Origin of the sequence: Delftia sp. DS1230 (genome assembly GCF_040112715.1) — a bacterium.
In the GTDB taxonomy this organism is placed as follows: domain Bacteria; phylum Pseudomonadota; class Gammaproteobacteria; order Burkholderiales; family Burkholderiaceae_C; genus Comamonas; species Comamonas tsuruhatensis.
Genome location: NZ_CP157763.1, coordinates 4,194,971 through 4,221,635 on the forward strand (window position 1 = coordinate 4,194,971; position 26,665 = coordinate 4,221,635).

Below are 26,665 nucleotides of genomic sequence, written 5' to 3' on the forward strand. Positions count from 1 at the left end.
CTGCGGCGCGGACGGGCCTTCTACCGCGCCGCCTTCCCGAAAAACGGCCAGCCCCGCTGGCCGCCCGCTCCCCTTTCATCACACAACGGAGGAACCCGAGGATGATCCAAGCCCTGAACCCCAACCGACTGCAGGCCAACGCACTGCGCCACTGGCTGCGCGCCGGCGCCATCGCCACAGGCATTGCGCTGGCCAGCGCCAGCGCATGGTCGGCCGACGAACAGCCCGGAAAGGGCGTGAAGGTGTTGCCACTGAAGAGCTCCATCGCCGAAGAGAGCTTCCAGACCCTCATCGTCATGAAGGCCCTGGAGAAGCTGGGCTACGACGTGCAGCCCTTCCAGGAGGTCGAGTACCCCACGGCCCACGTGGCGATTGCCAATGGCGATGCCACTTTCCTGGCCACGCACTGGAACCCGCTGCACGCCGACTACTACAAGAACGCGGGCGGCGACGCCAAGCTGTTCCGCAAGGGCGTGTACTCGGACAACGCCGCCCAGGGCTACCTGATGGACAAGAAGACGGCCGACGAATACAAGATCACCAACCTCGGCCAGCTCAAGGACCCCAAGATCGCCAAGCTGTTCGACTCGGACGGCGACGGCAAGGCCGACCTCACCGGCTGCACGCCGGGCTGGGGCTGCGAGGCCGTGATCGAGCACCACCTGACGGCCTACAAGCTGCGCGACACCGTGACCCACAAGCAGGGCACCTACTCGGCGCTGATCGCCGACACCATCTCGCGCTACAAGGCCGGCAAGCCCATCCTCTACTACACCTGGACGCCCTACTGGGTGAGCAACGTGCTCAAGCCCGGCAAGGACGTGGTATGGCTGGAGGTGCCGTTCTCCTCGCTGCCCGGCGAGCAGGCCAAGCTGGACACCAAGCTGCCCAACGGCAAGAACTACGGCTTCGTGGTGAACAAGCAGCAGATCATCGCCAACAAGGCCTTCACCGACAAGCATCCCGATGCCGCCAAGTTGTTCGAGCTGATGCAGGTCCCCGTGGGTGACATCAGCGCACAGAACCACATGATGAGCCAGGGCCAGAGCAAGCCTTCGGACATCAACCGCCATGTGGACGGCTGGATCAAGGCCCACCAGAAGACCTTCGACGGCTGGCTGGAACAGGCCCGCGCCGCAGCCCGCTGAACGCTGCGGGGGAGCCGCGCCAGGCGCTCCCCCGGCTTCCTGCTTCAAAGGCCCGCTTCGGCGGGCCTTTTGAACATGCGCAGGGCGATGGCCGTGACCACCACGCCCGCCACCAGCGCCACCGCATACATGGCCACATGGGTCACGGCATTGGGAATGGGTGCGACGAAGATGCCGCCATGCGGCACCTTCAGCTCCACCCCCGCCAGCATGGACACGGCACCGGCCACGGCCGAGCCCAGTACCAGGGCCGGAATCGTACGCAGCGGATCGCGCGCCGCATAGGGAATGGCCCCCTCGGTGACAAAGGCCAGGCCCAGCACGCCGGCCGAGGCGGCGCTGCCGCGCTCCTCGCGCGTGAAGCGGTCGGCAAACAGGCGCGTGGCCAGGGCCAGCCCCAGCGGCGGCGTCATGCCGGCAATCATGGCCGCAGCCATGGGCGTGTAGACCTGGCTGGCGATCATTCCCGTGGAAAACGCATAGGCGGCCTTGTTCACCGGCCCGCCCATGTCAAAGGCCATCATCGCGCCCAGCAACAGGCCCAGCAGCAAGGCACTGGCGCCCTGCATGCCGCGCAGCCAGGCGCTCAGCCACTGCAGCAGCTCGGCCACGGGCGCACCGACCAGATAGAACATCAGCAGCCCCGTGAACAGGCTGCCCAGCACGGGCAGGATGAGCATGGGCAGCAGGCCCTTGAGCGCCTGCGGCAGCCGGATGTGCGCCGCCATGAAGGCCACGCCGTAGCCTGCAATGAAGCCGGCCGCAATGCCGCCGATGAATCCCGCCCCCATGCTGGACGCGATCATCCCGCCGATCATGCCCGGCGCAATGCCGGGCCGGTCGGCAATGGAATAGGCGATATAGCCGGCCAGTGCCGGCACCATCAGCGCAAAGCCGCCCTTGGCGCCGATCTGGAACAGCGTCCATCCCAGCGTGCCCTGGTGGGCATCGTCATGGACATAGATGCCGCCCAGCGCAAAGGCCATGGCGATCAGAATGCCGCCGGCCGTGACGAAGGGCAGCATGAAGGACACGCCGGTCATCAGGTGGCGATAGGCACCGCCCTGGGTCCGGGCCGGCGTGGGCGCGGCGCTGCCTGCAGCAGCAGCGCCCACGGCGGCACCATGCACGGTGGCTTCGGCCAGCGCCTTGGCGATCAGCCCCGAGCCGTCGCGTATGGCCGGCTTGGTGCCGCTGCGCAGCAGCGGCTTGCCCGCGAAGCGCGAGAGATCCACCTCGCGGTCGGCGGCGATGATGACCAGGTCGGCCTCGGCAATCTCCTGCGGCGTCAGCGCATCGAGCGCGCCCACCGAGCCTTGCGTCTCCACGCGCATGGCGTGGCCCAGCGCCGCCGCGCCGCGCTGCAGGCCCTCGGCCGCCATGAAGGTATGGGCGATGCCTGTGGGGCAGGAGGTGACGGCCACGATCCGCTTGCCCAGGCTCTCGCCCGTGCGCTGTGCTGCGGGACTGGCGGCAGCGCAGCGTGCAAGCACGCCGGCCGGATCATCAAGCGCCTCGCGCAGGCTGCAGCGCTCGACGGCGGCGTGCACGAAGCGGGAGGCATCGGCGGCGGTATCTGCATCGTCATGGGTGCCGGCATCCCCCACGATCAGCAATTGCCCGGCCTGCGCGGCGGCATCGGCCGCATGCAGCCCGATCACACCGCCGCTGGCGCGCACTTCCACGGCCAAGGGACGCTGTCCGGCCGCATGACGCAGGGCTTCGGCGGCCAGCAGCGCTTCGGCGTCGTGCCCGGCGGCTGCGATCACCACAAAAAGAGGGTTCATGAGAGCTCCTGAAGAATGGGGGATCACGGCCACTGGCATGGCTCCAGCAGCACGCTGGCAGCCAGGGCCTGGACGCGGTTGGCATCGACTTCGCGCGCGGGCACTGCCTGCAGCCAGGCCAGCGCGCTGGCCGTGGACAGGCGTGCGGTGTCCGCCAGATCCAGTCCGCGCAGCCGCGCGGCCACCATGCCCGCGACCATGGCATCGCCCGCGCCCACGGAGCTGCCGCGCGCCCGCTGCGGCGGCCGCGCGATCACCGCGCCTTGCGTGGTGGCGAACAGCGCGCCCTCCTCGCCCATGGACACCACGGCCAGTCCCAGCCCCCTGTCCAGCAGGCGGCGCGCGGCGGCCAGCAGCGCGTCGCGGCCGTCCAGGCGCAGGCCGGTGGCGGCCTGCAACTCCTCCCGGTTGGGCTTGATGGCCCAGGGCATGGCCGCATGGGGTGCCGCCAGGGCAGCAGCCAGGGGGCCCTCGCTGGTGTCCAGCAGCACGTCGGCGCCGGCAGCCACGGCCTGGGCCTGGAGCCGGGCCCAGCTGTCCGCAGGCAGGCCGGCCGGCAGGCTGCCCGACAGCACCACGGCCAGGCCGGGCCGCAGATACCGGGCCAGCGTGGACATGACGGCGTCCAGATGCGCTTCGGCCAAGGCCAGGCCCGGCAGGTTGATGTCCGTGGTCTGGCGTCCGCCGTCGGCCACCAGCTTGATGTTGGTGCGCGTCTGGCCCGGCACGCGCAGGCAGGCGTCGGCAATGCCGCGCTGGGCGAACAAGGCCTCGAACATGCCGGCATTGTCACTGCCCAGCACGCCCAGCGCGGCCGTGGAAATGCCCAGGCCCGCCAAGGCGGCGGCAACATTGATGCCCTTGCCGCCCGGCGCCTGCACGCTGCCCAGCGCGCGCTGCACCTGGCCGGGCAGCAGCGCATCCAGGGTCACAAGCTGGTCTATGGCCGGGTTCAGGGTCACGGTGATGGCTTGCGGGGCGTTCATGCCATCACCTCCTTGGCCAGTGCCCGCACCTGCGCGGCATCCTCGCAGCCGAGCGCCCTGCCTGCGAGCGCCTGCAGCTGCCGCAGGCTGGCCGCGCGCAGGCCGGCTTTGACACCGGCGATGTCGTTGGGCGTCATCGACAGCTCGCCCACCCCCAGCCCTGCCAGCAGCAGCGCGCCGAACGGGTCGCCGGCCAGTCCGCCACAGACGCCCACGGGGCGCGCGCAGGTGGCAGCGCCCTGCACGGTGGCGCGCACCATCCGCAGCACGGCCGGATGCAGGCTGTCCGCCTCGGCCGCCAGTTGCGGGTTCTGGCGGTCCATGGCCAGCACGTACTGGGTCAGGTCGTTGGTGCCTATGGAGAAGAAATCGGCATGGCGGGCCAGTGCGTCGGCCTGCACGGCGGCGGCGGGCACCTCGATCATGATGCCCAGCGGCAGGACCGGGGCGTCCAGTTCGGCACGCAGCCGTTCGCAGGCCGCGCGCAGCGCCAGCAGCTCCTGCACGCCGGTGACCATGGGAAACATCACGGACAGCCTTGCGCCATCGCGGGCCGCCCGGTACAGGGCGCGCATCTGGGGCTCCAGCAGATCGGGGCGGCGCAGCAGCAGCCGCGCGCCGCGCACGCCCAGGAAGGGGTTGTCCTCGCGCGGCAACTCCAGGTGGGCGACCTGCTTGTCGCCGCCGATGTCCAGCGCGCGGACGATCAGCGGCCGGCCCTCCAGCGCCTGCGCCATGGCGCGGTAGGTTTCGTACTGCTCGTCCTCGCCGGGCGTGCTGCCGCGCTCCAGGAACAGGAATTCCGTGCGCATCAGGCCCACGCCCTCCGCGCCCTGGGACAGGGCCAGCGGCACCTGCCCGGGCAGGTTGACGTTGGCGCAGACTTCGATGCGCACGCCATCGGTGGTGATGGCAGGCAGGCTGCGCTGCGCGGACACGCGTTCCTGCAGCGCCCGCTGCTCGGCCATGTGGGCACGCGCCGAAGCCAGGTCCTGCTCCGAGGGATCAAGGTAGATGCGGCCATTGGCGCCATCGACGATGGCCAGGGCCCCATCGGCCATGCCCAGCACGCCGCCGCCTGCCGCCACGGCGGCCGGCAGCCCCAGCGTGCGCGCGAGTATGGCCGTGTGCGAGGTGGGACTGCCCTGCGCCGTGACCAGCGCGGCCACGCGCGCCGTGTCCAGCTGGGCGGTTTCCGAGGGAGAAAGATCGGCCGCGACCAGGATGCAGCCGCCTTCCGGCAGGCCATCCGGCCCCGCCGCTGCCAGCGAGGGCTGCAATTGCACGAGCACGCGCCGGCCCACGTCGCGCAGGTCGGCGGCACGCGCGGCCAGCGCAGGGTTGTCCAGCGCCTGGAGACGGGCAGCGCACTCCTCCACGGCCTGGTCCCAGGCCCAGGCCACGCCGTGGCCCTGGACCATGAACTGGCAGGCGCGCGTGATAAGTCCGGTGTCGCCCAGCCACTCGGCCTGCGCGCTGAAGATGGCCGCATCGCCTTCGCCCAGGCGGCGGCGGGTGTCGTCATGCAGGGCGCGCAGCTGGCCCTGCGTCTCGGCCAGAGCCGCATGCAGCCGCGCACCGCCCACGCTGAGCGGCTCGGGCAGGTCGGGGATCTCGGCGGCCTCCACACGCCACTGGTGGATGCGGGCCACGGCCAGCCCCGGGCTGGCGCCCAGGCCCACAAAGGCAGGCCGCGCCAGCGGCGGCAGCCAGCCCGTGGCGGGCGATTCGGCCGCCTTGCGCGCAGCGGCGTCGGCATCGGCACGTTCCTGGGCCACCAGGGCCTGGGCCACGGCGCACAGGCGCTGGACCGCGGCCCTGGCGTCGAGCCCCTCTGCCGAGACGGTGACCTTGTCGCCTTCGCGCAGTCCCAGCTGCAGCAGGCTGGCCATCTGCCGCGCATCGGCCACCTCGCCGCCATGGCGCACCTGCATGCGCGAGGCAAAGCCGCGCGCCGCCTCCGCCCAGCGCGTGGCAGGCCGCGCATGCAGGCCGTTGGGATAGGCAATGGTCCATTCGCACGCCTCGGCCAGGTCCACTGCCGCCGGGCGGGCGGCAGGCGGTGCCGGGTCCGCCTGCCCCTGGAGTGCATCGATGACCTGCTGCGCATCGCCGGTGGTGAACAGCGCCTGCAGCCGGGGTGTCTGCAGCAGGCCGGCCAGGCGGCGCAGCAAGGTGATGTGGGCATCGGAGCGTGCCGCCACCGCCACGACCAGATGCACGTTCTGGCCGGCATTCCAATCCAGGCCCTCGCGCACCTGGAGCACGGCCACCGCGTCGCGCAGCACCAGGGCCCGGTCTTCGGCGCGGCCGTGGGGAATGGCCACGCCGTGGCCCAGAAAGGTTTCGGCCTGGGCCTCGCGCGCCTGCATGCCGGCGGCATAGCCAGGGGCCACGCAGCCGCTGTACTGGAGCAGCCGGGCGGCCTGGTCAATGGCGTCGGCCTTGTCGCGCACCCTGGCGCCCAGGCGCACGGCGATCTGCAGGCCCGCAGAAGCGGTGGGTGCAACCGCCGGGAGGGATGAATGGGCATTGTTCATGGCGCGGATTGTGGGAACGTTCCCAATCATCAGTCAATCTGCACTGCAACATAACCTGGCCACAATCCGGCCATACCCCGGCATTTCTTTGGAGTTATCCTCTGCGGCACACCACAACCAACGGGAACGATTGCATTGAGCATCAGCATCAACGATGTGGCCCGTGCGGCCGGGGTTTCCAAATCGACGGTGTCGCGCGCGCTGGCGGGCGGCTCGGTCAGCGAAGAAGTCCGGGCGCGGGTCGCGGCCGCCGTGCAGGCCACGGGCTACCGGCCCAATCTGATGGCGCGCCGGCTGCGCGCGCGCGACGCAGGGCCCATGGGCGTGCTGGTGGCCGACATACGCAACCCGTTTTTCACGGCCCTGATCCGCGCGGTCGAGGCCGAGGCCTATCGCCAGGGCCGGCGCGTGCTGTTGTGCAATACCGACGAAGACCCGCAGCGCGAAGCCATGTACCTGCAGCTCATGCAGGAAGAGCGCATCGCGGGACTGATCTTTGCGCCCACCCAGGCCAGCCTGCACAAGCTCGAGCGCATGCAGCTGGAGTTTCCCGTCGTCCTGGTGGACCGGGCGGGCGCCCCGGCCTTCCATGACAGCGTGGTGCTGGACAACGCCCAGGCCTGCGCCACCCTGGTCAGGCATCTGGTGGACCAGGGCCGCCGCCGCATTGCAGGCGTCTTCGGCAGCACCAGCAGCACGGCGCGCGAGCGCTGCGACGGCTATCTGGCCGCCATGCGCGATGCAGGCCTGGAGCCCGACTTGCGCCAGTTGCCCCCGACCAGCGATGCCGCCGAGGCCGAAGTCACGCAATGGCTGCGCCAGCCGCAGCGGCCCGACGCCTTCGTGGCCAGCAACGGCCTGCTGCTGGAAGGCTGCCTGCGCGCGATACGCGCCGCAGGCCTGCGCATCCCCGGCGATGTGGCGCTCGCCGGTTTCGACAACGAGCGCTGGACGGAGCTGGTGGCCCCCGCCATCACCGTGATCGAGCAGCCGATCGACGCCATGGGCCGAACGGCCTTCAGCCTGCTGATGGAGCGGCTGCATGCGCCCGAGCTGCCCGTGCGCAAGGTGGTCATGCAGGGGCGCTGCATCGTGCGCGAGTCCACGCAGGCGATTCGCTGAGCGCGGCTTTCGGGGCCGCCTGCCAAGCCCCGCCCCAGGAGGGGGCACATGGACTTTCAATGTTACAAACAGTCGCAAACAACGGACTTGCACCCATAATCGCTCACAATTTTGTCCCGTTGACCTCATGAACCAGCCCCAACATCCCATCGTCCATGGCACGGAAGACGTGCTGATCAGCCTCTGCAACTCCGTCTCGCGCGTGCTCCAGGTGGCCACGCAGTGCCAGATCCAGTATTCGGGCATGGTGCAGCGCATCACCAAGACCAGCCTCAAGCCCGACATCGGCTGCTTTGTCCTGGTGGACGGCGGCTTCTCGGGCCTGGTGATCATCAACTTCTCGGCCGCCGCCGCCATGGAGCTGTACCGCAGCTACATGCTGAGCATGGGCATGGGTGAGGAGGACCTTGCCAGCTCCTACACCTCCGACGATGTCAGCAACGTCATGGGCGAGCTGATGAACCAGGTGGTGGGCGACTTCACCAGCAAGGTCCAGCGCGAGCTTCAGACCTACATCACGCAAAGCCAGCCCAAGATGATCCGCCTGAACAAGCAGGTCAACCTCAGCGTGGATGCCAACCTCGACTCTCCCGAGGCGCGCCGCGTGACCTTCTACACGGGCAACAACAACATCTTCTATCTCGAGCTGGCCATGGACCGCACGGAGTTCATCAAGGTGGTGGATTTCGAACCGCAGGAGCGTCCCGACCCGGACGCCCTCATGGCGCAGGCCAACGCCAGCGCCCCCGCCGCAGCGCCTGAACCGGCCGGCAGCACGGACACCGACGAACTGCTCAAGTCCCTGGGCATGTAGGCCCCGCCTCCCCTGCGGGGGCCAAAACCCTGACGCCTGCGGATGTATCAGGCGGCTCCGGGAAACGATATCGTTGACATGCAGATAATTGGAATGCCAACTATTTGAATGCCACGATGTCTTCCCTTCCCGACCAGTCCCCGCCCGCGCAAGCCGATGCCGCCAGCGTGCAGCGGCATTTCATGTTCACGCTGGGCCAGGTCAACAAGCAATGGCGCCGCACGCTGGACAGGCTGCTGGCGCCCATGGGCCTGACCCAGGCGCTGTGGATGCCGCTGATGCATCTGGCGCGTTCGCCTGAAGCCATGCGCCAGAAGGATCTGGCCCATTCCCTGGCGCTGGACAGCTCCTCGGTCGTGCGCCTGGTGGACGGCCTGGCCGCCCAGGGCTGGATAGAGCGCGTGGACGACAGCGACCGCCGCGTCAGGAAAATCCAGCTCACGCCAGCCGGCCATGCCCAGGTCGAAGCCGTGCAGGGCCTGCTGCAGCAGGCCCGCGCCCAGGTGCTGGGCGCCGTGCCGCCCGAGGAACTGGACGCGGCCTACGCCACGCTGCAGCGCCTGCTGGAGGCCATGGCCGCCGAGCCCGCCTGCGACACGGACCTGCCCGACGAGCAGGCTGCCTGAGATGGCTGCCGAGCACTCTTCGCTGCCACCCGCCCAGGACCATGCAGCGGCCAGCCGCAAGGCGCCGCTGTGGCTGCTGGTGGTCGTGACCATCGTCGGCACGCTGGCCATGCACATGTTCCTGCCCGCCCTGCCCGATGCGGCACGCCAGCTCCAGGCCGGCGCCAGCCAGATGCAGCTGACCATCACGGTCTACATCCTGGGCCTGGGCGTGGGCCAGTTGATCTATGGCCCGCTGTCGGACAGCCTGGGGCGCCGCCCCATGCTGCTGGCCGGACTCATCCTCTATGCGCTGGCCAGCCTGGCGGCCTTTCTCGCCCCGTCCGCCCCCTGGCTGATCGGCGCGCGGCTGCTCCAGGCGCTGGGCGGCTGCGCGGGCCTGGCCCTGGGCCGCGCCATTGCGCGCGATTCGAGCACGCCCGAGAACGCCGTGGGCAGCCTGGCGCTGCTCAACCTGATGATGATGATCGGCCCCGGCATCGCGCCGGCCATCGGCTCGGCCATCGACGACGCCCTGGGCTGGCGCGCCATCTTCGGCACGCTGGCCGTGGTCGGCGGCGTGACGGCCTTCGCCATCTGGAAGCTGCTGCCCGAAACCGGCCAGCCCACGGGCCGCCTGCACCTGGGCACCATCCGCGACGACTACCGCAGCCTGCTGCGCTCGCCGGCCTTTGTGGGCTTTGCCGTGGGCGGCGGCTGCGCCACCACGTCCATCTATGCCTTCCTGGCGGCGGCGCCCTTCGTCTTCATCGAGCAGCTGCATTCCACCAAGCATGAGGTGGCCATCTACCTGGGCCTGCTCATGGGCGGCATGGCCGTGGGCAATGCGCTGGCCCGCCAGCTGATACGCCACTGGCCCCTGGAGCGGCTGATGCTCAACGGCAATCTGCTGAGCCTGGCCAGCGCGGCCATGCTGCTGTTGCTGGCCCTGTTCAACCAGCTCACGCCGGCCATCGTGGTGGGGCTGATGGTGCTGTTCGCGCTGGGTTCGGGCCTGACCAGCCCTGCGGCGCTGGCCAGCGCGCTGAGCGTGCATCCGCGCCTCACGGGCTCGGCCGCTGGTGTCTACGGCAGCACGCAAATGGCCGTGGGCGGCCTGTGCACCTTGGGCGCCAGCCTGGGCAGCAACCCCGCGCTGTCGGCCGCGCTGGCCCTGGTCGTGGCGTGCGTGGTGGGGCAGTTGGGCTTTCGCAGCGCGCTGCGCCACGCGCAGCGTGCGCCCGGCTGAGCACCATGGTCCCCGAGGCGACGGCCCGGCCGCGCGGAGCGCAGGCGGGGCCAGGGCCTCGATTACATTGGCGCAGCCGTGGGCCCTTGCCACGGACCACAGGAGACAAAAAACATGCGCCAACTTTCCTTTTCCATCGTCCTGCGCCAGGCCGCCTCCGGCACGCTGGCGGCCGCCGCGCTGCTGGCCGGCCCGGCCGCCCAGGCCGGCTCCATCGAGGCCGCCGAGTTCAAGAGCGCCACGCTGCAGCGCAGCTGGACCTACAACGTCTACCTGCCCACGGGCTACGACGCCCAGTCCAGGCTGCGCTATCCCGTCATGTACCTGCTGCACGGCAACGACGGCCAGCGCAACGACTGGCCCGTCAAGGGCAATCTGCTGCGCACGGTGGACCAGCTGATCCAGAACGGGGAGATCCCGCCCGCCATCATCGTCATGCCCGACGCGGGAACGACCTGGTACGTGGACCTCAAAGAGCCCATGGAGACGGCCTTCTTCCAGGACCTCGTCCCCCATGTCGAGAAGAAGTACCGCACCCTCACCAGCCGCGATGGCCGCGTCATCGGCGGCCTGTCCATGGGCGGCTACGGCGCGCTGCGCTACGTGCTCAAGTACCCCGAGAAATTCCAGGCCGCCGCCCTGCTCAGCCCCGCCATCTACAACCCCGAGCCGCCCGCCGATTCCTCGGCACGCTCGGTCAAGGTCTTTGCCGAACCCAATACCGGCGGCCAGTACAGCACCACGGTCTGGAAAAGCTACAACTACCCCGCGCTGTGGGACAGCTTTCTCGCCCGCAAGATCAGCGTGCCCATGTACATCAACTCGGGCGATGACGATGAATTCATGATCGAGTCCGACGCCGCCCAGCTCTACGCCCAGCTGCGCAGGAACAAGCAGCCTGCCGAGCTGCGCATCGTCAACGGCAAGCATGAATGGCCGGTCTGGGAAAGCACCATCGGCGACGCGCTCAAGTACGTGTTCCGCACCGTGCGCCGCCCGCAGGCGGACAACTGAGCCAGGCCATGAAGCAAAAAAAGGGGAGCCGATCGGCTCCCCTTTTTGATGGCGTCAGCAGGTCCTACAGATTGCCGACCATCTTGGCAGGGATCACCCAGGCGTCGAACTGTTCGCCGGTCAGGTGGCCGGAGGCCACGGCGGCTTCGCGCAGGCTGGAGCCTTCCTTGTGCGCCTTCTTGGCGATGTAGGCCGCCTTGTCGTAGCCGATGTGCGGGTTCAGCGCCGTCACCAGCATCAGCGAGCGCTGCACCAGCTCGGTGATGCGCTCGCGGTTGGGTTCGATGCCAACGGCGCAGTGGTCGTTGAAGCTCTTCATGCCATCGGCCAGCAGGCGCACGCTCTGCAGGAAGTTGTGCGAGACCATGGGGCGGAACACGTTCAGCTCGAAGTTGCCCGAAGCGCCGCCGAAGTTGATCGCCACGTCGTTGCCGAAGACCTGGGCCGCCAGCATGGTCACCGCCTCGCTCTGCGTGGGGTTGACCTTGCCGGGCATGATGGACGAGCCGGGCTCGTTCTCGGGGATGGAGATCTCGCCCAGGCCGCTGCGCGGGCCCGAGGCCAGCCAGCGCACGTCGTTGGCGATCTTCATCATGCTGGCGGCCAGCGTCTTGAGCGCGCCGTGGGCGTGGACCAGGCCGTCGCACGAGGCCAGGGCCTCGAACTTGCTGGGCGCCGTCACGAACGGGTAGCCGGTGAGCTGGGACAGCTCGGCCGCCACGCCCTCGGCATAGCCCTTGGGCGCATTCAGGCCCGTGCCCACAGCCGTGCCGCCCAGCGCCAGCTCGTACAGGTGCGGCAGCGCGGCGCGCACATGCTTTTCGCCATGGGCCAGTTGGGCCACCCAGCCCGAGATTTCCTGACCCAGCGTCAGCGGCGTGGCGTCCTGCAGATGGGTGCGGCCGATCTTGACGATGTCGGCATAGGCCTCGCTCTTGGCCTGCAGCGTATTGCGCAGCAGGGCAATGGCGGGCAGCAGCTTTTGCTCGATGGCCGTGACGGCAGCCACGTGCATGGCCGTCGGGAACACGTCGTTGCTCGACTGGCTCTTGTTCACGTCGTCATTGGGGTGGACCAGGCGCGACTCGCCGCGCTCGCCACCGAGGATTTCGCTGGCGCGGTTGGCCAGCACCTCGTTGACGTTCATGTTGGTCTGCGTGCCCGAGCCCGTCTGCCAGACCACCAGCGGGAACTCGTCCGGGTGCTTGCCGGCGATCACCTCGTCGGCGGCAGCCAGGATGGCCCGGGTCTTCTTCTCGTCGAGCAGGCCCAGCTTGTGGTTGACGGAGGCCGAGGCCTTCTTGACCTGGGCCAGCGCGTGGATGATCTCGCGCGGCTGCTGCTCTCCGCTGATGTCGAAGTTCTGCAGCGAACGCTGCGTCTGCGCACCCCAAAGCTTGTCTGCGGGGACGGCTATGGGTCCGAAAGTGTCTTTTTCCTGGCGGGTCGCGGTCATTGGTGTGGACTCCTTGGTGAAAACAACGCGGCGCAGTTGGCTGGAGGCAGGTCGGCGGGCCGCGCGCTGCGTGGCTCGGGGATGTCTGGCTGGCGGGGCCGCAATGGCAAAAACCCGCCCATGGTAACTCCGCAAATGGGAACCTCTCGCATCCATCCCCCACTGAGGTGTCGCCGAGGCGGGCTTGTCCAGGCAAACCCCTCGACTCTTGTACAAGACTGCACCCCTCGCGTGCACTTTCCGCCGCGCAGCGCCGATAATCGCCCCCGGGATTCCCCTCCCCTGTTCCCCCGATCAAAAAGACACCCCACCGATGACCACCACGATCCGCCAGCAGGACCTGATCGATTCGATCGCAGGCGCCCTGCAGTACATCAGCTACTACCACCCCGCCGACTACATCGCCCACCTGGCCCGCGCCTACGAGCGCGAGCAGAGCCCGGCGGCCAAGGACGCGATGGCCCAGATCCTGACCAACTCCAAGATGTCGGCCACCGGCCACCGCCCGATCTGCCAGGACACCGGCATCGTCAACGTGTTCCTGAAGGTGGGCATGGACGTGCGCTGGGAAGGCTTCACGGGCGGCCTGGAAGACGCCATCAACGAAGGCGTGCGCCGCGGCTACAACCACCCCGACAACACGCTGCGTGCCTCGGTCGTGGCCGATCCGCTGTTCGCGCGCAAGAACACCAAGGACAACACGCCTGCCGTCATCAACGTGCAGATCGTGCCAGGCGACAAGCTGGACGTGACCGTGGCCGCCAAGGGCGGCGGCTCGGAGAACAAGTCCAAGATGATCATGATGAACCCCAGCGACAACCTGGTGGACTGGGTTCTCAAGACCGTTCCGACCATGGGCGCGGGCTGGTGCCCGCCGGGCATGCTGGGCATCGGCATCGGCGGCACCGCCGAGAAGGCCGTGCTGCTGGCCAAGGAAAGCCTGATGGAAGACCTGGACATGTACGAGCTGCAGGCCAAGGCCGCGCGCGGCGAGAAGCTCGACCAGGTCGAGGAACTGCGCCTGGAGCTGTACGAGAAGGTCAACGCCCTGGGCATTGGCGCGCAAGGCCTGGGCGGCCTGGCCACCGTGCTGGACATCAAGATCAAGATGTACCCCACGCACGCGGCCTCCAAGCCCGTGGCCATGATCCCCAACTGCGCGGCCACGCGCCACGCGCACTTCGTGATGGACGGCTCCGGCGCGGTCTACATGGACGCCCCCTCGCTGGACCTGTGGCCCAAGATCGACTGGGAGCCCGACTACAACAAGTCGCGCCGCGTGGACCTCAACGCCCTGACCAAGGAAGAAGTGGCCAGCTGGAAGCCCGGCGACACACTGCTGCTTAACGGCAAGATGCTCACGGGCCGCGATGCCGCCCACAAGCGCATCCAGGACATGCTGGCCAAGGGCGAGAAGCTGCCCGTGGACTTCACCAACCGCGTGATCTACTACGTCGGCCCGGTGGACCCGGTCAAGGACGAAGCCGTGGGCCCCGCAGGCCCGACCACGGCCACCCGCATGGACAAGTTCACCGACATGATGCTGGAGCAGACCGGCCTGATCGCCATGATCGGCAAGGCCGAGCGCGGCCCGGTGGCCATCGAGTCCATCAAGAACCACAAGTCGGCCTACCTGATGGCCGTGGGCGGTGCCGCCTACCTGGTGTCCAAGGCCATCAAGAACGCCAAGGTCGTGGGCTTCGAGGACCTGGGCATGGAAGCCATCTACGAATTCGACGTGGTGGACATGCCCGTGACCGTGGCCGTGGATGCCGGCGGCACCAGCGCCCACATCACCGGCCCTGCCGAATGGCAAAAGCGCATCGCATCCGGCGAGTTCAAGACCATTGAGATCGCCTCGGCCTGACGCCGGCGCCAAGCGCAAAGAGGCCGCCTTCGGGCGGTCTTTTCATTGGCGCGGGCATTTGTGACAGACTGCCCGCTGCCTGCAACACTGCCCATTCAACATGACCCTCGCGCTCGTCCTCATCGCCCTGCTGGCCGCGACCAGCCTGGCGTGGCGCCTGTCCTCCCGCCGCCATGTCCTGCCCTGCCCGTCCTGGCTGCGCTGGATGGTCGAGCTCGACAATCCCTTCGCGGCCAGCAACAAGGCCGCCTTCATCGTCGGGCAACTGCAGATCCAGCCAGGCATGAAGGTGCTGGACGCGGGCTGCGGCCCGGGCCGCGTCACCCTGCCGTTGGCACGTGCCGTCGGTGCGCAGGGACAGGTGCTGGCCGTGGACCTGCAGCCGGCCATGCTCGAACAGGTGGCGGCCAAGGCGCGCGCGCAGGGGCTGGAGAATGTGCGCACCCAGGCGGCGGCGCTGGGCCAGGGGCAGCTGGCAGCCGAGCAGCACGACCGCGCCGTGATGGCCGCCGTGCTGGGAGAGATCCCGGACCGCCAGGCCGCGCTGGCCGACGTGTTCCAGAGCCTGCGCCCCGGCGGCCTGCTGGCCGTGGCCGAGCTGGTCTTCGACCCGCATTTCCAGCGCCGCACCAGCGTGGAAAAGCTGGCAGGCAAGGCAGGCTTCATCCCCCACTCCTTCCACGGCCATGCAGCCGCGTATCTGCTGGTACTGCAGCGCCCTCTCCAACCATGACCACCACACATTCCCCTGTAGCGACCCTGCGGACACCGCGCCTGATACTGCGCCAGTGGCAGGCCGGCGACCGGCAGCCCTTTGCCGCGCTGAATGCCGACCCACAGGTCATGGAGCACTTTCCGGCACTGCTCAGCCGTGAACAAAGCGATGCCATGGCAGACAGGATCCAGGCACTGATCGAGGAACGCGGCTGGGGCTTCTGGGCGGCAGAACACCTTGCCAGTGGCGAGTTCATGGGCTTCATCGGGCTGCACACTCCCGCCGCGTCTTTGCCGTTCTCGCCCTGCGTGGAAATCGGCTGGCGGCTCGCCCGGCCTTTCTGGGGCCAGGGCCTGGCCAGCGAAGGCGCGCGGGCGGCGCTGGAGCACGGCTTCGGCGCGTTGCATCTGGAGTCCATCGTCTCGTTCACCGCGCTGTCCAACCTGCGTTCGCAGGCCGTGATGCAGCGCCTGGGCATGGAGCGCGACGCCCATGACTTCGACCATCCGGAGGTGCCGGCAGGCCATGCGCTGCGCAGGCATTGCCTGTACCGCCTGACACATGCCCAATGGCTGCAGCAGCAAGCCATGGCCCGAGCATGAACGCGCCCGAGCGGGCATACTGGGCGCCGCCTCCAAAAGCCTTTATCCGCATCTCCACATGACCTCCCCGGCCTCTCCCATCGGCGTCTTCGACAGCGGCATCGGCGGCCTCAGCGTGCTGCAGGCGCTGCGCCATGAGCTGCCGCATGAGCGCTTCATCTACCTGGCCGACAGCGGCTATGCACCGTATGGCGATGCACGCGGCGACGCGTTCGTGCAGCAGCGCACGCGCACCATTGCGCGCCACCTGTGCGAGCAGCACCAGATCAAGGTACTGGTGATCGCCTGCAATACGGCCACGGCCGCTGCCGTGGACATGCTGCGCGCTGAAATGCCCGAACTGCCCCTGATCGGTGTGGAGCCCGCCATCAAGCCCGCTTCGCTATCGAGCCAGACCGGCCACGTGGGCGTTATGGCCACGCGCGGCACGGTGAGCAGTGCGCGCTTTGCCCGGTTGGTGGCCGACCATGGCCAGCGCGTGCAATTCCATGTCCAGCCCTGCGACGGTCTGGCCAAGGCCATCGAGGAAAGCACGGAGCAGCCCGTTCCCGCCGACCCCATGGCCACCGAGGTCGCGCGCCTGTGCGCCAGGTATGTGAATGCCCTGGGCAGCTTCGGACAGAAGACGGGCGAGATGGATTCCCTGGTGCTGGGCTGCACCCACTACATATTCGCCCGCGAGCAGTTGCGCACGCTGCTGGGGCCGGACATCCAGTTCATCGACACCGGTGCCCCGGTGGCCCGCCAGACGCGGCGCGTGCTGGACCGCCTGGGCACCCTGGCCAGCGAAACAGGACCCTTGCCCGCGGCGGAGGGCCAGGTCCGGTTGATGACCACGGGATCGCTGCAGGCCCTGCAGTCCGCCGCATCGCGCTGGCTGGATCTGCCCGCGCAATGCTGCTCGTCCGTTCAGGTCGGCGAATCCAGCGCCATCCCCACGGCCGCTTGAATCACGGCTGCGCCTGCCACAGGCGCCGGCCCGAGTGGTCCATCCAGCTCAGGTACAGCCGCAACTCGAACTCCAGCTGGTGGTATTCGGGCTCCATGTGGGTGCACAGCTGGTAGAAGGCCTTGTCGTGATCGGGCTCGCGCAGGTGGGCCAGCTCGTGGACGACGATCATGCGCAAAAAAGCCTCGGGCGCTTGCTTGAACAGTGCACCGATGCGGATCTCATGCCGTGCATTGAGGCGGCTTCCCTGCACCACGGCGCGGCGCGTGTGCAGGCCCAGGGCGTTGTGGACCACATGGATGCGGCCGTCGTAGGCTACCTTGTTCAGCGTGCCGGCATTGCGCATGTGCCGGCCCTTGAGGGCATCCACATAGTCATAGAGGCTCTTGTCCGTGCGCACGGCATGGGCCTCGGGATGCTTGCGCAGCAGCCAGGCCTCGGCCTTGTCATCGGCCAGCCAGCCACGCACCTGTGACTGCAGCGCGGCCGGGTAGGCGGACAGGTAGGGAAGCGGCAGCGCGCCACCGGCCACCTCGCGCCGCTGCTCGCGCTGGCGGCGCACGGTCTCGGTGACTGCTCCGGAATACTTGGGCGTGCTGGCCTGTGCCGCCATGGCTGTACGCTGCGCGGGGCAGCGCCTTGCGCTCAATGCAGGTGGCGGGGGCGGCGGTTGCCGCCGTGGCCCGAACCCGATCCACCCATGCCGCGCGGCGGCTTGCCGATCTCCAGCGAGCTGACCAGGGCGTCGAAGCGCTGGGAGAACAGCTTGTCGATCTCCTGCACCACGCCACCCAGCTCGGAGCCGTCGAAATGGCGCTCCATCAGGTTGACCACGTCCTGCACCAGCAGGTCGCGCTGCACCTGCATGATGGCCGCGGGCGTCGGGCCCACGAAGAGCATGACGAAGTCGTCGCGCGACTCGGCCTCTTCGGACTCCTCTTCCTCGTCGAACTCGGTGTCGTAGAAGGTCACCTCGATGGCAGCGCCCTGCTCGGCCAGCTCGTTGATGCCCATGCACATGTCGTCCAGCGACTGGCGGAAGTCCTCATCGCCGCGCACCGTCCAGCACACCTGGAGCAGGCGCTCCTTGGTATCGAACTGGATGCCGGGCTCTTCTTCGTAGACGCTGCCAGCGCCATCGGCCAGGGAGCGGGCACCCGCATACTTCCACAGCGGGCCCAGCGCTTCCTGCAACTGCTCGTAGGTCGTGTCGGGGCGCAGCAGCACCTGGCCGTGCACGTGGATTTCAAATGGAGCGTTGTAATTCGACATGTTCTCGTCTGGGATGAGTTTGGCCACACCTGTCACGCCGCACCATGTGCCACGATCAATGTCAACGGAACGCATGCAGGCATCGCCATCACTGTCTGCCCGAGCCGCGCCATCCAGGCAAGCAGCCCGGGGCCTGATGAAGGGATTCTCGCACGTAATGCAGCCGGCAAGGACTTGGCGGCGCATGGCCACAATGCGGTGCTGCAAGAGCACGAAGCCAGCAACATGCACTGCGCAGCACCGCGAAACATTGCGCAACCGCAGCATTCGCCTCAACGCAAAATTGCTACAAAGATTGCAGCATCAGAACGCTGCTGCACATAGCTCATGGTGCCCCGAGCCGGGATCGAACCGGCACGCCCCTGTTCGGAAGCGGCGGATTTTAAGTCCGCAGTGTCTACCAATTTCACCATCGGGGCCCTGCGCCGCAGCGTCACAGGCCAACGCAAGCTGCTCATGCCTGCGAACTGCAGCACCAACGAAAAAGGGAAGCGTTACCGCTTCCCTTTTTTCTGAATTGGAGCGGGAAAACGGGCTCGAACCGTCGACCTCAACCTTGGCAAGGTTGCGCTCTACCAACTGAGCTATTCCCGCATATCTGTCAAGCTGTGCGCCTCACAGAGCAGACTTGAATTCTAGCGCAGATTTCCGGCACTCCGGACCAAGTCCGGAAAAAATCCACGTCGAAGCGGATCGATGCCCACCCGCACAGCAGCCCGCTCCATGCCGTCGCTTACTTGCCGTCGATGCGGTCCTGCATGCGCTTGGCCCGCTGTTCGGACGGCGGGTGGGAGCTCAGGATGGAGCTGCCGCCGCTGCCAGCGCTGAGCTTGGCCAGCTTCTGGAACGATGTGACCAGCCCCTGGCGGCTCATCTTCTTTTCCGTGAGCAGATCAAAGGAGTAGTCATCGGCCGCCGATTCCTGCGACTGCGAGAACTGGGCATTGATGAACTTCTCACCCAGATCACCCGCCTGCGAACGCGACAGCGAGGCCAGCGCCGAATTGCCGCTATTGGCCGCAATAGAGCGTGCAGCCGACGCCGCATAGGCCGTCTGCATGCGCTTCTTGCTGTGACCCAGTGCCACGTGCCCGATCTCATGGCCAATCACGCCACGCAGCTCGTCATCGTTCATCAGATCCATCAGGCCGCTGTAGACACGGATGCAGCCATTGGCCATGGCCCAGGCATTCACGTCCTGCGTCATATAGACCTTGTAGACAGCCTTCTTCCCATTGACAGCCTGCGGCATGCCGGCAGTCACCTTGTTCAGCCGCAGCGTGTACTTGCTCTTTGCATCTGCCACCTTGTTCTGGGCATCCATGGCTGCGCAGGAATCATTGGACAGAGTGACCACGTCGTCATCCGTGAGTGTCATGGCCTTCATGGCCGTGGAGCCCGAATCCAGCAACCCGCCCACATCGGCAGACTCCATGGTTTTACAGCCCGCCAGCACCACGTCCCCGGCAACAATCGCCGTCAATAACTTGATCTTCATAATCCCTCCCGATAAATGAAGCGCGCATCATATCCACGACCCGCCAATTCAATCTACCGGCAATGACAACACATTCGCAATTTCTTGCAATTTCTCAATGGACAAGCAATGCCAAATTTCAATGACGACTGTTCACTTAAAACAAATGGAAACAATTGAATTCACCAAATCAGCGATGAATGACCAAAACAGGCATGCAGTCATGCTCTCGATGCACAGAGCGTGAAGCACTGCCACGGCACTGAATCGGAAGAGAAGAAGATGCGCCAGCCAAGTCGAGGCGGCTGCGGAGACATGGCACCAAAGACGAACAACGATCCGTGATGCAGAAAAAGAAAAAGGCCCCGAGGGGCCTTTTGAACACTGTGTCTGCAATGAATTTTTGGAGGCGCGAACCAGAGTCGAACTGGTCTAACCGGATTTGCAATCCGGGGCATAACCGCTTTGCTATCGCGCCAAGATCACTATCAAACATGCAGCATTGCTGCAGTTTTTAAAACTGGAGCGGGAAAACGGGTTCGAACCGTCGACCTCAACCTTGGCAAGGTTGCGCTCTACCAACTGAGCTATTCCCGCAAACATTCAAGCAACTACCCGTCACCTGAATCGAACGTACACAAGGCACATTCAAAACTGGAGCGGGAAAACGGGTTCGAACCGTCGACCTCAACCTTGGCAAGGTTGCGCTCTACCAACTGAGCTATTCCCGCTTGAATCATCCATTCTGGCAGCCAACCGCCACCAGAACCGAACACACCCGAAACGGCATGTTCAAAATCTGGAGCGGGAAAACGGGTTCGAACCGTCGACCTCAACCTTGGCAAGGTTGCGCTCTACCAACTGAGCTATTCCCGCATTTCTACCGAAGCCTGACATTCTACAACGTCGTTTGCTGCGATGGGATGAATTGTAGCGTAGTTCTTGGAGGGTTCAGGAAAAACGCTACATTTTTTCATCTTCAGTGCTTGACGGCTGGCTCCACAGGCTTGGATTCCGCTGGCGGCGGCGCTGCGGCCTCCTCCTCGGACAAGGGCTCGGGCACGCGCTCCAGCGCCACCTTGAGGACCTGGTCGATCCACTTGACGGGGATGATTTCCAGGCCGCTCTTGACGTTGTCGGGGATCTCCTGGAGATCTTTGACGTTCTCTTCCGGGATCAGCACCGTCTTGATGCCGCCACGCAGGGCCGCCAGCAGCTTTTCCTTGAGGCCGCCGATGGCGGTGACCTCACCGCGCAGCGTGATCTCGCCAGTCATGGCGACATCGGCACGCACCGGGATACCGGTCAGCGCAGAGACGAAGGCCGTCGTCATGGCCGCACCCGCGCTGGGGCCGTCCTTGGGCGTGGCGCCATCGGGCACGTGCACGTGGATGTCCTTCTTCTCGAAGGCCTCGTCCTTGATGCCGAGCATGCGCGAGCGGCTCCGCACCACGGTGCGGGCGGCTTCCACGGATTCCTTCATCACATCGCCCAGGGAGCCGGTGCGCGAGATCACGCCCTTGCCGGGCATGATGGCGGCCTCGATGGTCAGCAGGTCGCCACCGACCTCGGTCCATGCCAGGCCCACGACCTGGCCGACCTGGTTGTTGTGCTCGGCACGGCCGTAGCTGTACTTGCGCACCCCCAGGTAGTCGGTGAGGTTGTCGGCATTGACGACGACGGTGGGCTCCAGCTTCTTGAGCTGCAGTCCCTTGACCACCTTGCGGCAGATCTTGGAGAGCTCGCGCTCCAGCGAGCGCACGCCGGCTTCACGCGTGTAGTAGCGCACGATGTCGCGGATGGCGGACTCGTCGACCTGCATTTCGCCGTCCTTCACACCGTTGTTGGTGAGTTGCTTGGGCAGCAGATAGCGGATGGCGATGTTGACCTTTTCGTCCTCGGTGTAACCCGACAGGCGGATCACTTCCATGCGGTCCAGCAGCGCGGGCGGGATGTTCATGGAGTTGGAGGTCGCCACGAACATCACGTCGCTGAGGTCGAAGTCCACCTCGACGTAGTGATCGCCGAAGGTGTGGTTCTGCTCGGGGTCCAGCACTTCCAGCAGGGCGCTCGACGGGTCGCCACGGAAGTCCATTCCGAGCTTGTCGATTTCGTCCAGCAGGAACAGCGGGTTGCGCGTGCCGACCTTGTCCAGGCTTTGCAGCACCTTGCCCGGCATGGCGCCGATGTAGGTGCGGCGATGGCCGCGGATTTCCGCCTCGTCACGCATGCCGCCCAGCGCCATGCGCACGTACTTGCGGCCCGTGGCCTTGGCGATGGACTGGCCCAGCGAGGTCTTGCCCACGCCCGGAGGTCCGACCAGGCACAGGATGGGCGCCTTGACCTTGTCCACGCGCTGCTGCACAGCAAGATATTCAAGGATGCGGTCCTTGACCTTTTCGAGGCCGAAGTGGTCGGCATTGAGCACGTCCTCGGCATTGGCCAGGTCGTGCTTGATCTTGGTCTTCTTGCTCCAGGGCAGGCCCGTGAGCACGTCGATGTAGTTGCGCACGACGGTGGCTTCGGCCGACATGGGCGACATGAGCTTGAGCTTCTTGAGCTCGGCCTCGGCTTTCTTGCGCGCCTCGGCGGGCATGCGGGCCAGCTTGATCTTCTTTTCGATCTCTTCTATGTCGGCGCCGTCTTCGCCCTCGCCCAGTTCCTTCTGGATGGCCTTGACCTGCTCGTTCAGGTAGAAGTCGCGCTGGTTCTTCTCCATCTGGCGCTTGACGCGGCCACGGATGCGCTTGTCGACGTTGAGGATGTCGACTTCGCGGTCCAGTTGCTCGAAGAGGTTCTCCAGGCGCTCCTTGATGTCCACCAGGTCGAGCACGGCCTGCTTGTTCTCAAGCTTGAGCGGCAGGTGCGCGGCAATGGTGTCGGCCAGGCGGCCGGCATCGTCGATGCTGGCGATGGAGGTGAGGATCTCGGGCGGGATCTTCTTGTTGAGCTTGACGTACTGGTCGAACTGCTGCGTCACGGCACGGCGCAGGGCCTCGATCTCGCTGGGCTTGTGCGTTTCGGCCTCGGGCGCCACGGGCACGACGGAGCCCACGAAGTGGGTCTCTTCGTCCATGACCTGCTTGACCAGCGCGCGCTGCTGGCCTTCGACCAGCACCTTGACCGTGCCGTCGGGCAGCTTGAGCATTTGCAGGATGGTGGACACGCAGCCGACATCGAACATGTCAGCGGCCGTGGGCTCGTCCTTGGAGGCGGTCTTCTGGGCCACCAGCATGATGCGGCGGTCGCCCTCCATGGCCAGCTCCAGCGCCTTGATGCTCTTGGCGCGCCCCACGAACAGCGGGATCACCATGTGGGGGAACACGACCACGTCACGCAGCGGCAGCAGCGCCAGGTCTAGGGGGGTGGAAGGCAAAGGGGTATGTCCTGACATGGGAATCCTCGGTTTGTCAGCGGAAGATGGTCCGCACACCGGTGTATTTCAACCCTGCGGCCCGAAAGGATTTCGGGACGCAGGGACTTGCGCTGCCGGACCTTTGCAGGCGGCGGCGCATCAGGCCTTCTTGGCCGCTTCGCGGTAAACCAGCAGCGGCGCCTTTCCGTCTTCGATGGTGGACTCGTCCACCACTACCTTTTCGACATTGTCGGCATTGGGCAGCTCGTACATGGTGCCGATCAGCGATTGCTCCAGGATGGAGCGCAGGCCACGGGCACCCGTCTTGCGCGCCAGCGCCTTGCGGGCGATGGCCTTGAGCGCGGCAGGCCGGATCTCCAGCTCCACGCCTTCCATGGCCAGCAGCTTGCTGTACTGCTTGACCAGGGCGTTCTTGGGCTCGGTCAGGATCTGCACCAGGGCGTCTTCGCCCAGTTCGGCCAGGGCCGTGACCACGGGCATGCGGCCGACCAGCTCGGGGATGATGCCGAACTTGATCAGGTCTTCAGGCTCGATCTCCTGGAACACTTCCGAGATGGAGCGCTGCTTCTTGCTCTTGACCGTGGCGCCAAAGCCGATGCCCGACGCCTCGGTACGGTTCTCGATGACCTTCTCCAGGCCCGCGAACGCGCCACCGCAGATGAACAGGATGTTGGTCGTGTCGATCTGCAGGAAGTCCTGGTTCGGATGCTTGCGGCCGCCTTGCGGGGGCACGCTGGCCATGGTGCCTTCGATGAGCTTGAGCAGGGCCTGCTGCACGCCCTCGCCCGACACGTCACGCGTGATGCTGGGGTTGTCGGACTTGCGCGAGATCTTGTCGATCTCGTCGATGTAGACGATGCCGCGCTGCGCACGCTCGACGTCGTATTCGCAGCTTTGCAGCAGCTTCTGGATGATGTTCTCGACGTCCTCGCCCACGTAGCCGGCCTCGGTCAGCGTGGTGGCATCGGCCATGACGAAGGGAACGTTGAGCATGCGCGCCAGCGTCTGCGCCAGCAGCGTCTTGCCGGAGCCCGTGGGACCGATGAGCAGGATGTTGCTCTTGGCCAGCTCAATCTCGTCCTTGCCGGCCTTGTCCTTGTGACGCAGGCGCTTGTAGTGGTTGTATACGGCGACAGCCAGCGTGCGCTTGGGCAGGTCCTGGCCAATCACGTAGTTGTCCAGGTTGGCCTTGATTTCGGCGGGCGTGGGCAGGTCGCCTCGGCCGTCCTTGGCCTCGGTGCTGGGCTGCTCGTCGCGGATGATCTCGTTGCAGAGATCAATGCACTCGTCGCAGATAAAGACTGACGGACCCGCGATCAGCTTCTTGACCTCATGCTGGCTCTTGCCGCAGAAGGTGCAATAAAGGTTTTTTTCGCTGGAGGAGCCTTTTTTCTCGGCCATGGGGTCGGTGCCTTGTTACAGAAATATGGAAAAGGATGATAACCAAATGGAAAGCGGCGTTTTCCGTAGGGGGAAAACGCCGCCCATTCTCATGCAGCCTCCGGACTTCAGGAGCGCTTGTTGATCACCTGATCGACCAGGCCGTAGTCCTTGGCTTCCTCGGCGGACAGGAAGTAGTCGCGCTCGGTGTCGTGCTGGATCTTTTCCAGCGGCTGGCCCGTGCGCTCGGCCAGGATCTTGTTCAGGCGCTCGCGGGTCTTGAGGATCTCGCGTGCGTGGATCTCGATCTCGGTGGCCTGACCCTGCATGCCGCCCAGCGGCTGGTGGATCATGACCTGGGAGTTGGGCAGCGCAAAGCGCTTGCCCTTGGTGCCAGCGGCCAGCAGGAAGGCGCCCATGCTGGCTGCGATGCCGGTGCACAGCGTGGACACATCGGGCTTGATGAAGTTCATCGTGTCGAAGATGGCCAGGCCGGCGCTCACGGAGCCGCCAGGGCTGTTGATGTAGAACGAAATGTCCTTGTCGGGGTTTTCGCTTTCAAGGAACAGCAGCTGGGCCACGACGAGGTTGGCCGTCTGGTCATTGACAGGGCCCACCAGGAAGATCACCCGGTCCTTGAGCAGGCGCGAGTAGATGTCGTACGACCGCTCTCCGCGGCCGGACTGTTCGATGACCATTGGGATCATGCCCAAACCCTGAGTTTCCAATGCGCTCATGTTTTCTCCAGTACTAGGGGGCTACTTTAGCCGTATCCGGAAAGAAAATGGGGCTTGTGCGCCAAAGCACAAGCCCCGCAGATGCCAACCCGCCCGCCGATCTCACGAAGCGGCAGGCAGGCGGTGCTCAAACCCTCAGGCCTGGCCCATCAGTTCGTCGAAGGACACGGCCTTGTCGGAGACCTTGGCCTTGCGCAGCACGAACTCGGTCACGTTGTTTTCGATGACAACGGCTTCGACTTCAGCCAGGCGTTGGCGGTCGCCGAAGTACCAGCGTGCCACGTCTTCGGGCTTTTCGTAGCTGGCGGCCAGCTCTTCCACGTGGGCCTTGATCTGGTCGGGCGTGGCGTGCAGCTCGTTGGCGCGCACCAGCTCGGCCACCACCAGGCCCAGGCGCACGCGGCGCTCGGCTTGGGGCAGGAACACGTCTTCAGGGATCTCGGCCTTCTCGGCGTCCTTGATGCCGCGCTGCTGCAGCTCGGCGCGGGCGCCTTCCAGCAGACGTGCGACTTCAGCCTGCACCGAAGCCTTGGGCAGTTCCAGCTCGGCCTTGGACACCAGGGCGTCCATCACGGCCTGCTTGTTGCGGCCCTGGACGCGGAACTTGACTTCACGCTCCAGGTTCTTCTTGATGTCGGCGCGCAGGCCTTCGACCGTGCCTTCAGCCACACCCAGTGCCTTGGCAAAAGCCTCGTCCACTTCGGGCAGGTTGGCGGCTTCGATCTTCTTGACCGTCACCAGGAAATCGGCGGTCTTGCCGGCCACGTCCTTGCCGTGGTAGTCGGCGGGGAATGCCAGCGGGAAGGTCTTGGACTCGCCAGCCTTCATGCCGCGCACTGCGTCTTCGAATTCCTTGAGCATCTGGCCTTCGCCGACCAGGAACTGGAAGTCTTCAGCCTTGCCGCCGGAGAAGGTCTCGCCGTCGATCTTGCCTTCGAAGTCCACGGTCACGCGGTCGCCGTCCACGGCCACATCGGCCTGGGCGCGCTGCGCGAAGGTGCGGCGCTGCTTGCGCAGGATGTCCACGGTCTTGTCGATAGCGGCGTCGTCCACTTCGGCGGTCAGCTTCTCGACTTCGGCCGAGGTCAGGTCACCGATCTTGACTTCAGGCATCACTTCGAAGATGGCTTCGAACTGGGCCTCGCCCTCGGGAGCGCCTTCCTTTTCGGAGATGCGGGGCTGGCCAGCCACGCGCAGCTTGGCTTCGTTGACGGCCTGTGCGAAAGCCTCGCCGACCTTGTCGTTGAGCACTTCGTACTGCACCGAGTAGCCATAACGCTGGGCCACCACGCTCATCGGCACCTTGCCGGGACGGAAGCCGTCCATCTTCACGGTGCGCGCCACTTGCTTGAGGCGGTTCTCGACTTCGCTCTGGATGGAGTTCAGGGGCAGGCTCAGCGTGATCTTGCGCTCGAGCTTTTCAAGGGTTTCAACAGTAACGGCCATGTTTGTTCCTATGAGGGATTGGACCGTGCCGGCTGCTGTACAGCCCGCACCGTATTGCGCAAAAGTCACGGTGCGACGCGAGCCAAGCCAGTCGGCCGCGCGGCACCTCAGATTTCAAGGGCT

General features: G+C 66.2%; 21 protein-coding genes and 6 tRNA genes. 10 read left to right on the plus strand and 17 right to left on the minus strand.

Features of this window, described 5'->3' with window-relative positions; translation table 11 throughout:
* Positions 1–101 precede the first annotated feature (101 nt).
* Complete coding sequence (gene proX / locus AAN986_RS18900) at positions 102–1,148, plus strand: glycine betaine/L-proline ABC transporter substrate-binding protein ProX (RefSeq protein WP_046985394.1); 1,047 nt, start codon at positions 102–104, stop codon at positions 1,146–1,148.
* Between the two features lie 44 nt (positions 1,149–1,192).
* Here the strand turns inward: proX and AAN986_RS18905 are convergent, their stop codons facing one another.
* Genes AAN986_RS18905 through ptsP form a run of 3 tightly spaced genes read right to left on the minus strand, consistent with a single transcriptional unit; the run spans position 1,193 to position 6,461 of the window.
* Positions 1,193–2,935 (minus strand): fructose-specific PTS transporter subunit EIIC, encoded by a 1,743-nt coding sequence (locus tag AAN986_RS18905; protein WP_047217618.1) that lies wholly within the window; start codon positions 2,933–2,935, stop codon positions 1,193–1,195.
* Between the two features lie 23 nt (positions 2,936–2,958).
* Entirely contained in the window at positions 2,959–3,921 is a 963-nt protein-coding gene (locus AAN986_RS18910; protein WP_047217617.1) for a 1-phosphofructokinase family hexose kinase, read from the minus strand.
* Positions 3,918–6,461: a phosphoenolpyruvate--protein phosphotransferase gene (gene ptsP / locus AAN986_RS18915; protein ID WP_047217616.1), complete on the minus strand. Its 2,544-nt coding sequence runs from the start codon at positions 6,459–6,461 to the stop codon at positions 3,918–3,920. Before ptsP ends, AAN986_RS18910 begins: the two co-directional genes overlap by 4 nt.
* A gap of 135 nt (positions 6,462–6,596) precedes the next feature.
* Between ptsP and AAN986_RS18920 the strand changes: the two genes are divergently transcribed.
* The 5 genes from AAN986_RS18920 (at position 6,597) to AAN986_RS18940 (ending at position 11,265) form a co-directional block, all read left to right on the plus strand.
* Positions 6,597–7,583, plus strand: a complete 987-nt coding sequence (locus AAN986_RS18920) for a LacI family DNA-binding transcriptional regulator (protein ID WP_047217615.1) — start codon at positions 6,597–6,599, stop codon at positions 7,581–7,583.
* A 127-nt stretch (positions 7,584–7,710) separates the two neighbouring features.
* The gene (locus AAN986_RS18925; protein WP_016445168.1) at positions 7,711–8,397 is read left to right on the plus strand and encodes a DUF3334 family protein; all 687 of its coding nucleotides are present in this window, start codon (positions 7,711–7,713) and stop codon (positions 8,395–8,397) included.
* Between the two features lie 116 nt (positions 8,398–8,513).
* Entirely contained in the window at positions 8,514–9,023 is a 510-nt protein-coding gene (locus AAN986_RS18930) for a MarR family transcriptional regulator (protein ID WP_047217614.1), read from the plus strand.
* Position 9,024: 1 nt separating this feature from the next.
* The gene (locus AAN986_RS18935; RefSeq protein ID WP_047217613.1) at positions 9,025–10,251 is read left to right on the plus strand and encodes a multidrug effflux MFS transporter; all 1,227 of its coding nucleotides are present in this window, start codon (positions 9,025–9,027) and stop codon (positions 10,249–10,251) included.
* Between the two features lie 114 nt (positions 10,252–10,365).
* Complete coding sequence (locus tag AAN986_RS18940) at positions 10,366–11,265, plus strand: alpha/beta hydrolase family protein (protein WP_034363042.1); 900 nt, start codon at positions 10,366–10,368, stop codon at positions 11,263–11,265.
* 64 nt (positions 11,266–11,329) lie between these two features.
* Here AAN986_RS18940 and fumC read toward each other — a convergent pair whose 3' ends face one another.
* Positions 11,330–12,721 (minus strand): class II fumarate hydratase, encoded by a 1,392-nt coding sequence (fumC, locus tag AAN986_RS18945; RefSeq protein ID WP_047217612.1) that lies wholly within the window; start codon positions 12,719–12,721, stop codon positions 11,330–11,332.
* 313 nt (positions 12,722–13,034) lie between these two features.
* Here fumC and AAN986_RS18950 point away from each other — a divergent pair, with 313 nt between their 5' ends.
* The 4 genes from AAN986_RS18950 to murI all read left to right on the plus strand — a co-directional run bounded on the left by AAN986_RS18950 (position 13,035) and on the right by murI (position 16,854).
* Positions 13,035–14,588, plus strand: coding sequence for a fumarate hydratase (locus AAN986_RS18950; RefSeq protein WP_013803260.1), 1,554 nt, complete (start codon positions 13,035–13,037; stop codon positions 14,586–14,588).
* A gap of 100 nt (positions 14,589–14,688) precedes the next feature.
* The gene (locus AAN986_RS18955; RefSeq protein ID WP_047217611.1) at positions 14,689–15,321 is read left to right on the plus strand and encodes a class I SAM-dependent methyltransferase; all 633 of its coding nucleotides are present in this window, start codon (positions 14,689–14,691) and stop codon (positions 15,319–15,321) included.
* Positions 15,318–15,905, plus strand: coding sequence for a GNAT family N-acetyltransferase (locus tag AAN986_RS18960; RefSeq protein WP_017407255.1), 588 nt, complete (start codon positions 15,318–15,320; stop codon positions 15,903–15,905). The genes AAN986_RS18955 and AAN986_RS18960 overlap by 4 nt, the downstream gene beginning before the upstream one ends.
* A gap of 58 nt (positions 15,906–15,963) precedes the next feature.
* On the plus strand, positions 15,964–16,854 hold the full coding sequence (gene murI, locus AAN986_RS18965; RefSeq protein ID WP_016445161.1) for a glutamate racemase: 891 nt from the start codon (positions 15,964–15,966) through the stop codon (positions 16,852–16,854).
* Position 16,855: 1 nt separating this feature from the next.
* On the opposite strand, the gene AAN986_RS18970 is transcribed toward murI, so the two are convergent.
* The 13 genes from AAN986_RS18970 to tig form a co-directional block, all read right to left on the minus strand.
* On the minus strand, positions 16,856–17,467 hold the full coding sequence (locus AAN986_RS18970) for a YgjP-like metallopeptidase domain-containing protein (RefSeq protein ID WP_047217610.1): 612 nt from the start codon (positions 17,465–17,467) through the stop codon (positions 16,856–16,858).
* Between the two features lie 32 nt (positions 17,468–17,499).
* Complete coding sequence (locus tag AAN986_RS18975; RefSeq protein WP_013803265.1) at positions 17,500–18,126, minus strand: DUF6806 family protein; 627 nt, start codon at positions 18,124–18,126, stop codon at positions 17,500–17,502.
* 328 nt (positions 18,127–18,454) lie between these two features.
* Positions 18,455–18,545: transfer RNA gene (locus AAN986_RS18980), tRNA-Leu, on the minus strand.
* Between the two features lie 99 nt (positions 18,546–18,644).
* Positions 18,645–18,720, minus strand: a tRNA-Gly gene (locus tag AAN986_RS18985).
* Positions 18,721–18,859: 139 nt separating this feature from the next.
* The gene (locus tag AAN986_RS18990; RefSeq protein ID WP_349335432.1) at positions 18,860–19,624 is read right to left on the minus strand and encodes a M48 family metalloprotease; all 765 of its coding nucleotides are present in this window, start codon (positions 19,622–19,624) and stop codon (positions 18,860–18,862) included.
* A gap of 383 nt (positions 19,625–20,007) precedes the next feature.
* A tRNA-Cys gene (locus AAN986_RS18995) sits at positions 20,008–20,081 on the minus strand.
* Positions 20,082–20,124: 43 nt separating this feature from the next.
* Positions 20,125–20,200 (minus strand) — tRNA-Gly (locus tag AAN986_RS19000).
* Between the two features lie 58 nt (positions 20,201–20,258).
* A tRNA-Gly gene (locus tag AAN986_RS19005) sits at positions 20,259–20,334 on the minus strand.
* 69 nt (positions 20,335–20,403) lie between these two features.
* A tRNA-Gly gene (locus AAN986_RS19010) sits at positions 20,404–20,479 on the minus strand.
* A 103-nt stretch (positions 20,480–20,582) separates the two neighbouring features.
* On the minus strand, positions 20,583–22,997 hold the full coding sequence (lon, locus tag AAN986_RS19015; protein ID WP_012204531.1) for an endopeptidase La: 2,415 nt from the start codon (positions 22,995–22,997) through the stop codon (positions 20,583–20,585).
* A gap of 120 nt (positions 22,998–23,117) precedes the next feature.
* On the minus strand, positions 23,118–24,380 hold the full coding sequence (gene clpX / locus AAN986_RS19020; RefSeq protein WP_012204530.1) for an ATP-dependent Clp protease ATP-binding subunit ClpX: 1,263 nt from the start codon (positions 24,378–24,380) through the stop codon (positions 23,118–23,120).
* Positions 24,381–24,487: 107 nt separating this feature from the next.
* A complete protein-coding gene (gene clpP, locus AAN986_RS19025) occupies positions 24,488–25,096 on the minus strand; it encodes an ATP-dependent Clp endopeptidase proteolytic subunit ClpP (protein ID WP_012204529.1) in 609 nt (202 codons plus the stop codon).
* 135 nt (positions 25,097–25,231) lie between these two features.
* Positions 25,232–26,542: a trigger factor gene (gene tig, locus AAN986_RS19030; RefSeq protein WP_047218350.1), complete on the minus strand. Its 1,311-nt coding sequence runs from the start codon at positions 26,540–26,542 to the stop codon at positions 25,232–25,234.
* Between the last annotated feature and the right edge of the window lie 123 nt (positions 26,543–26,665).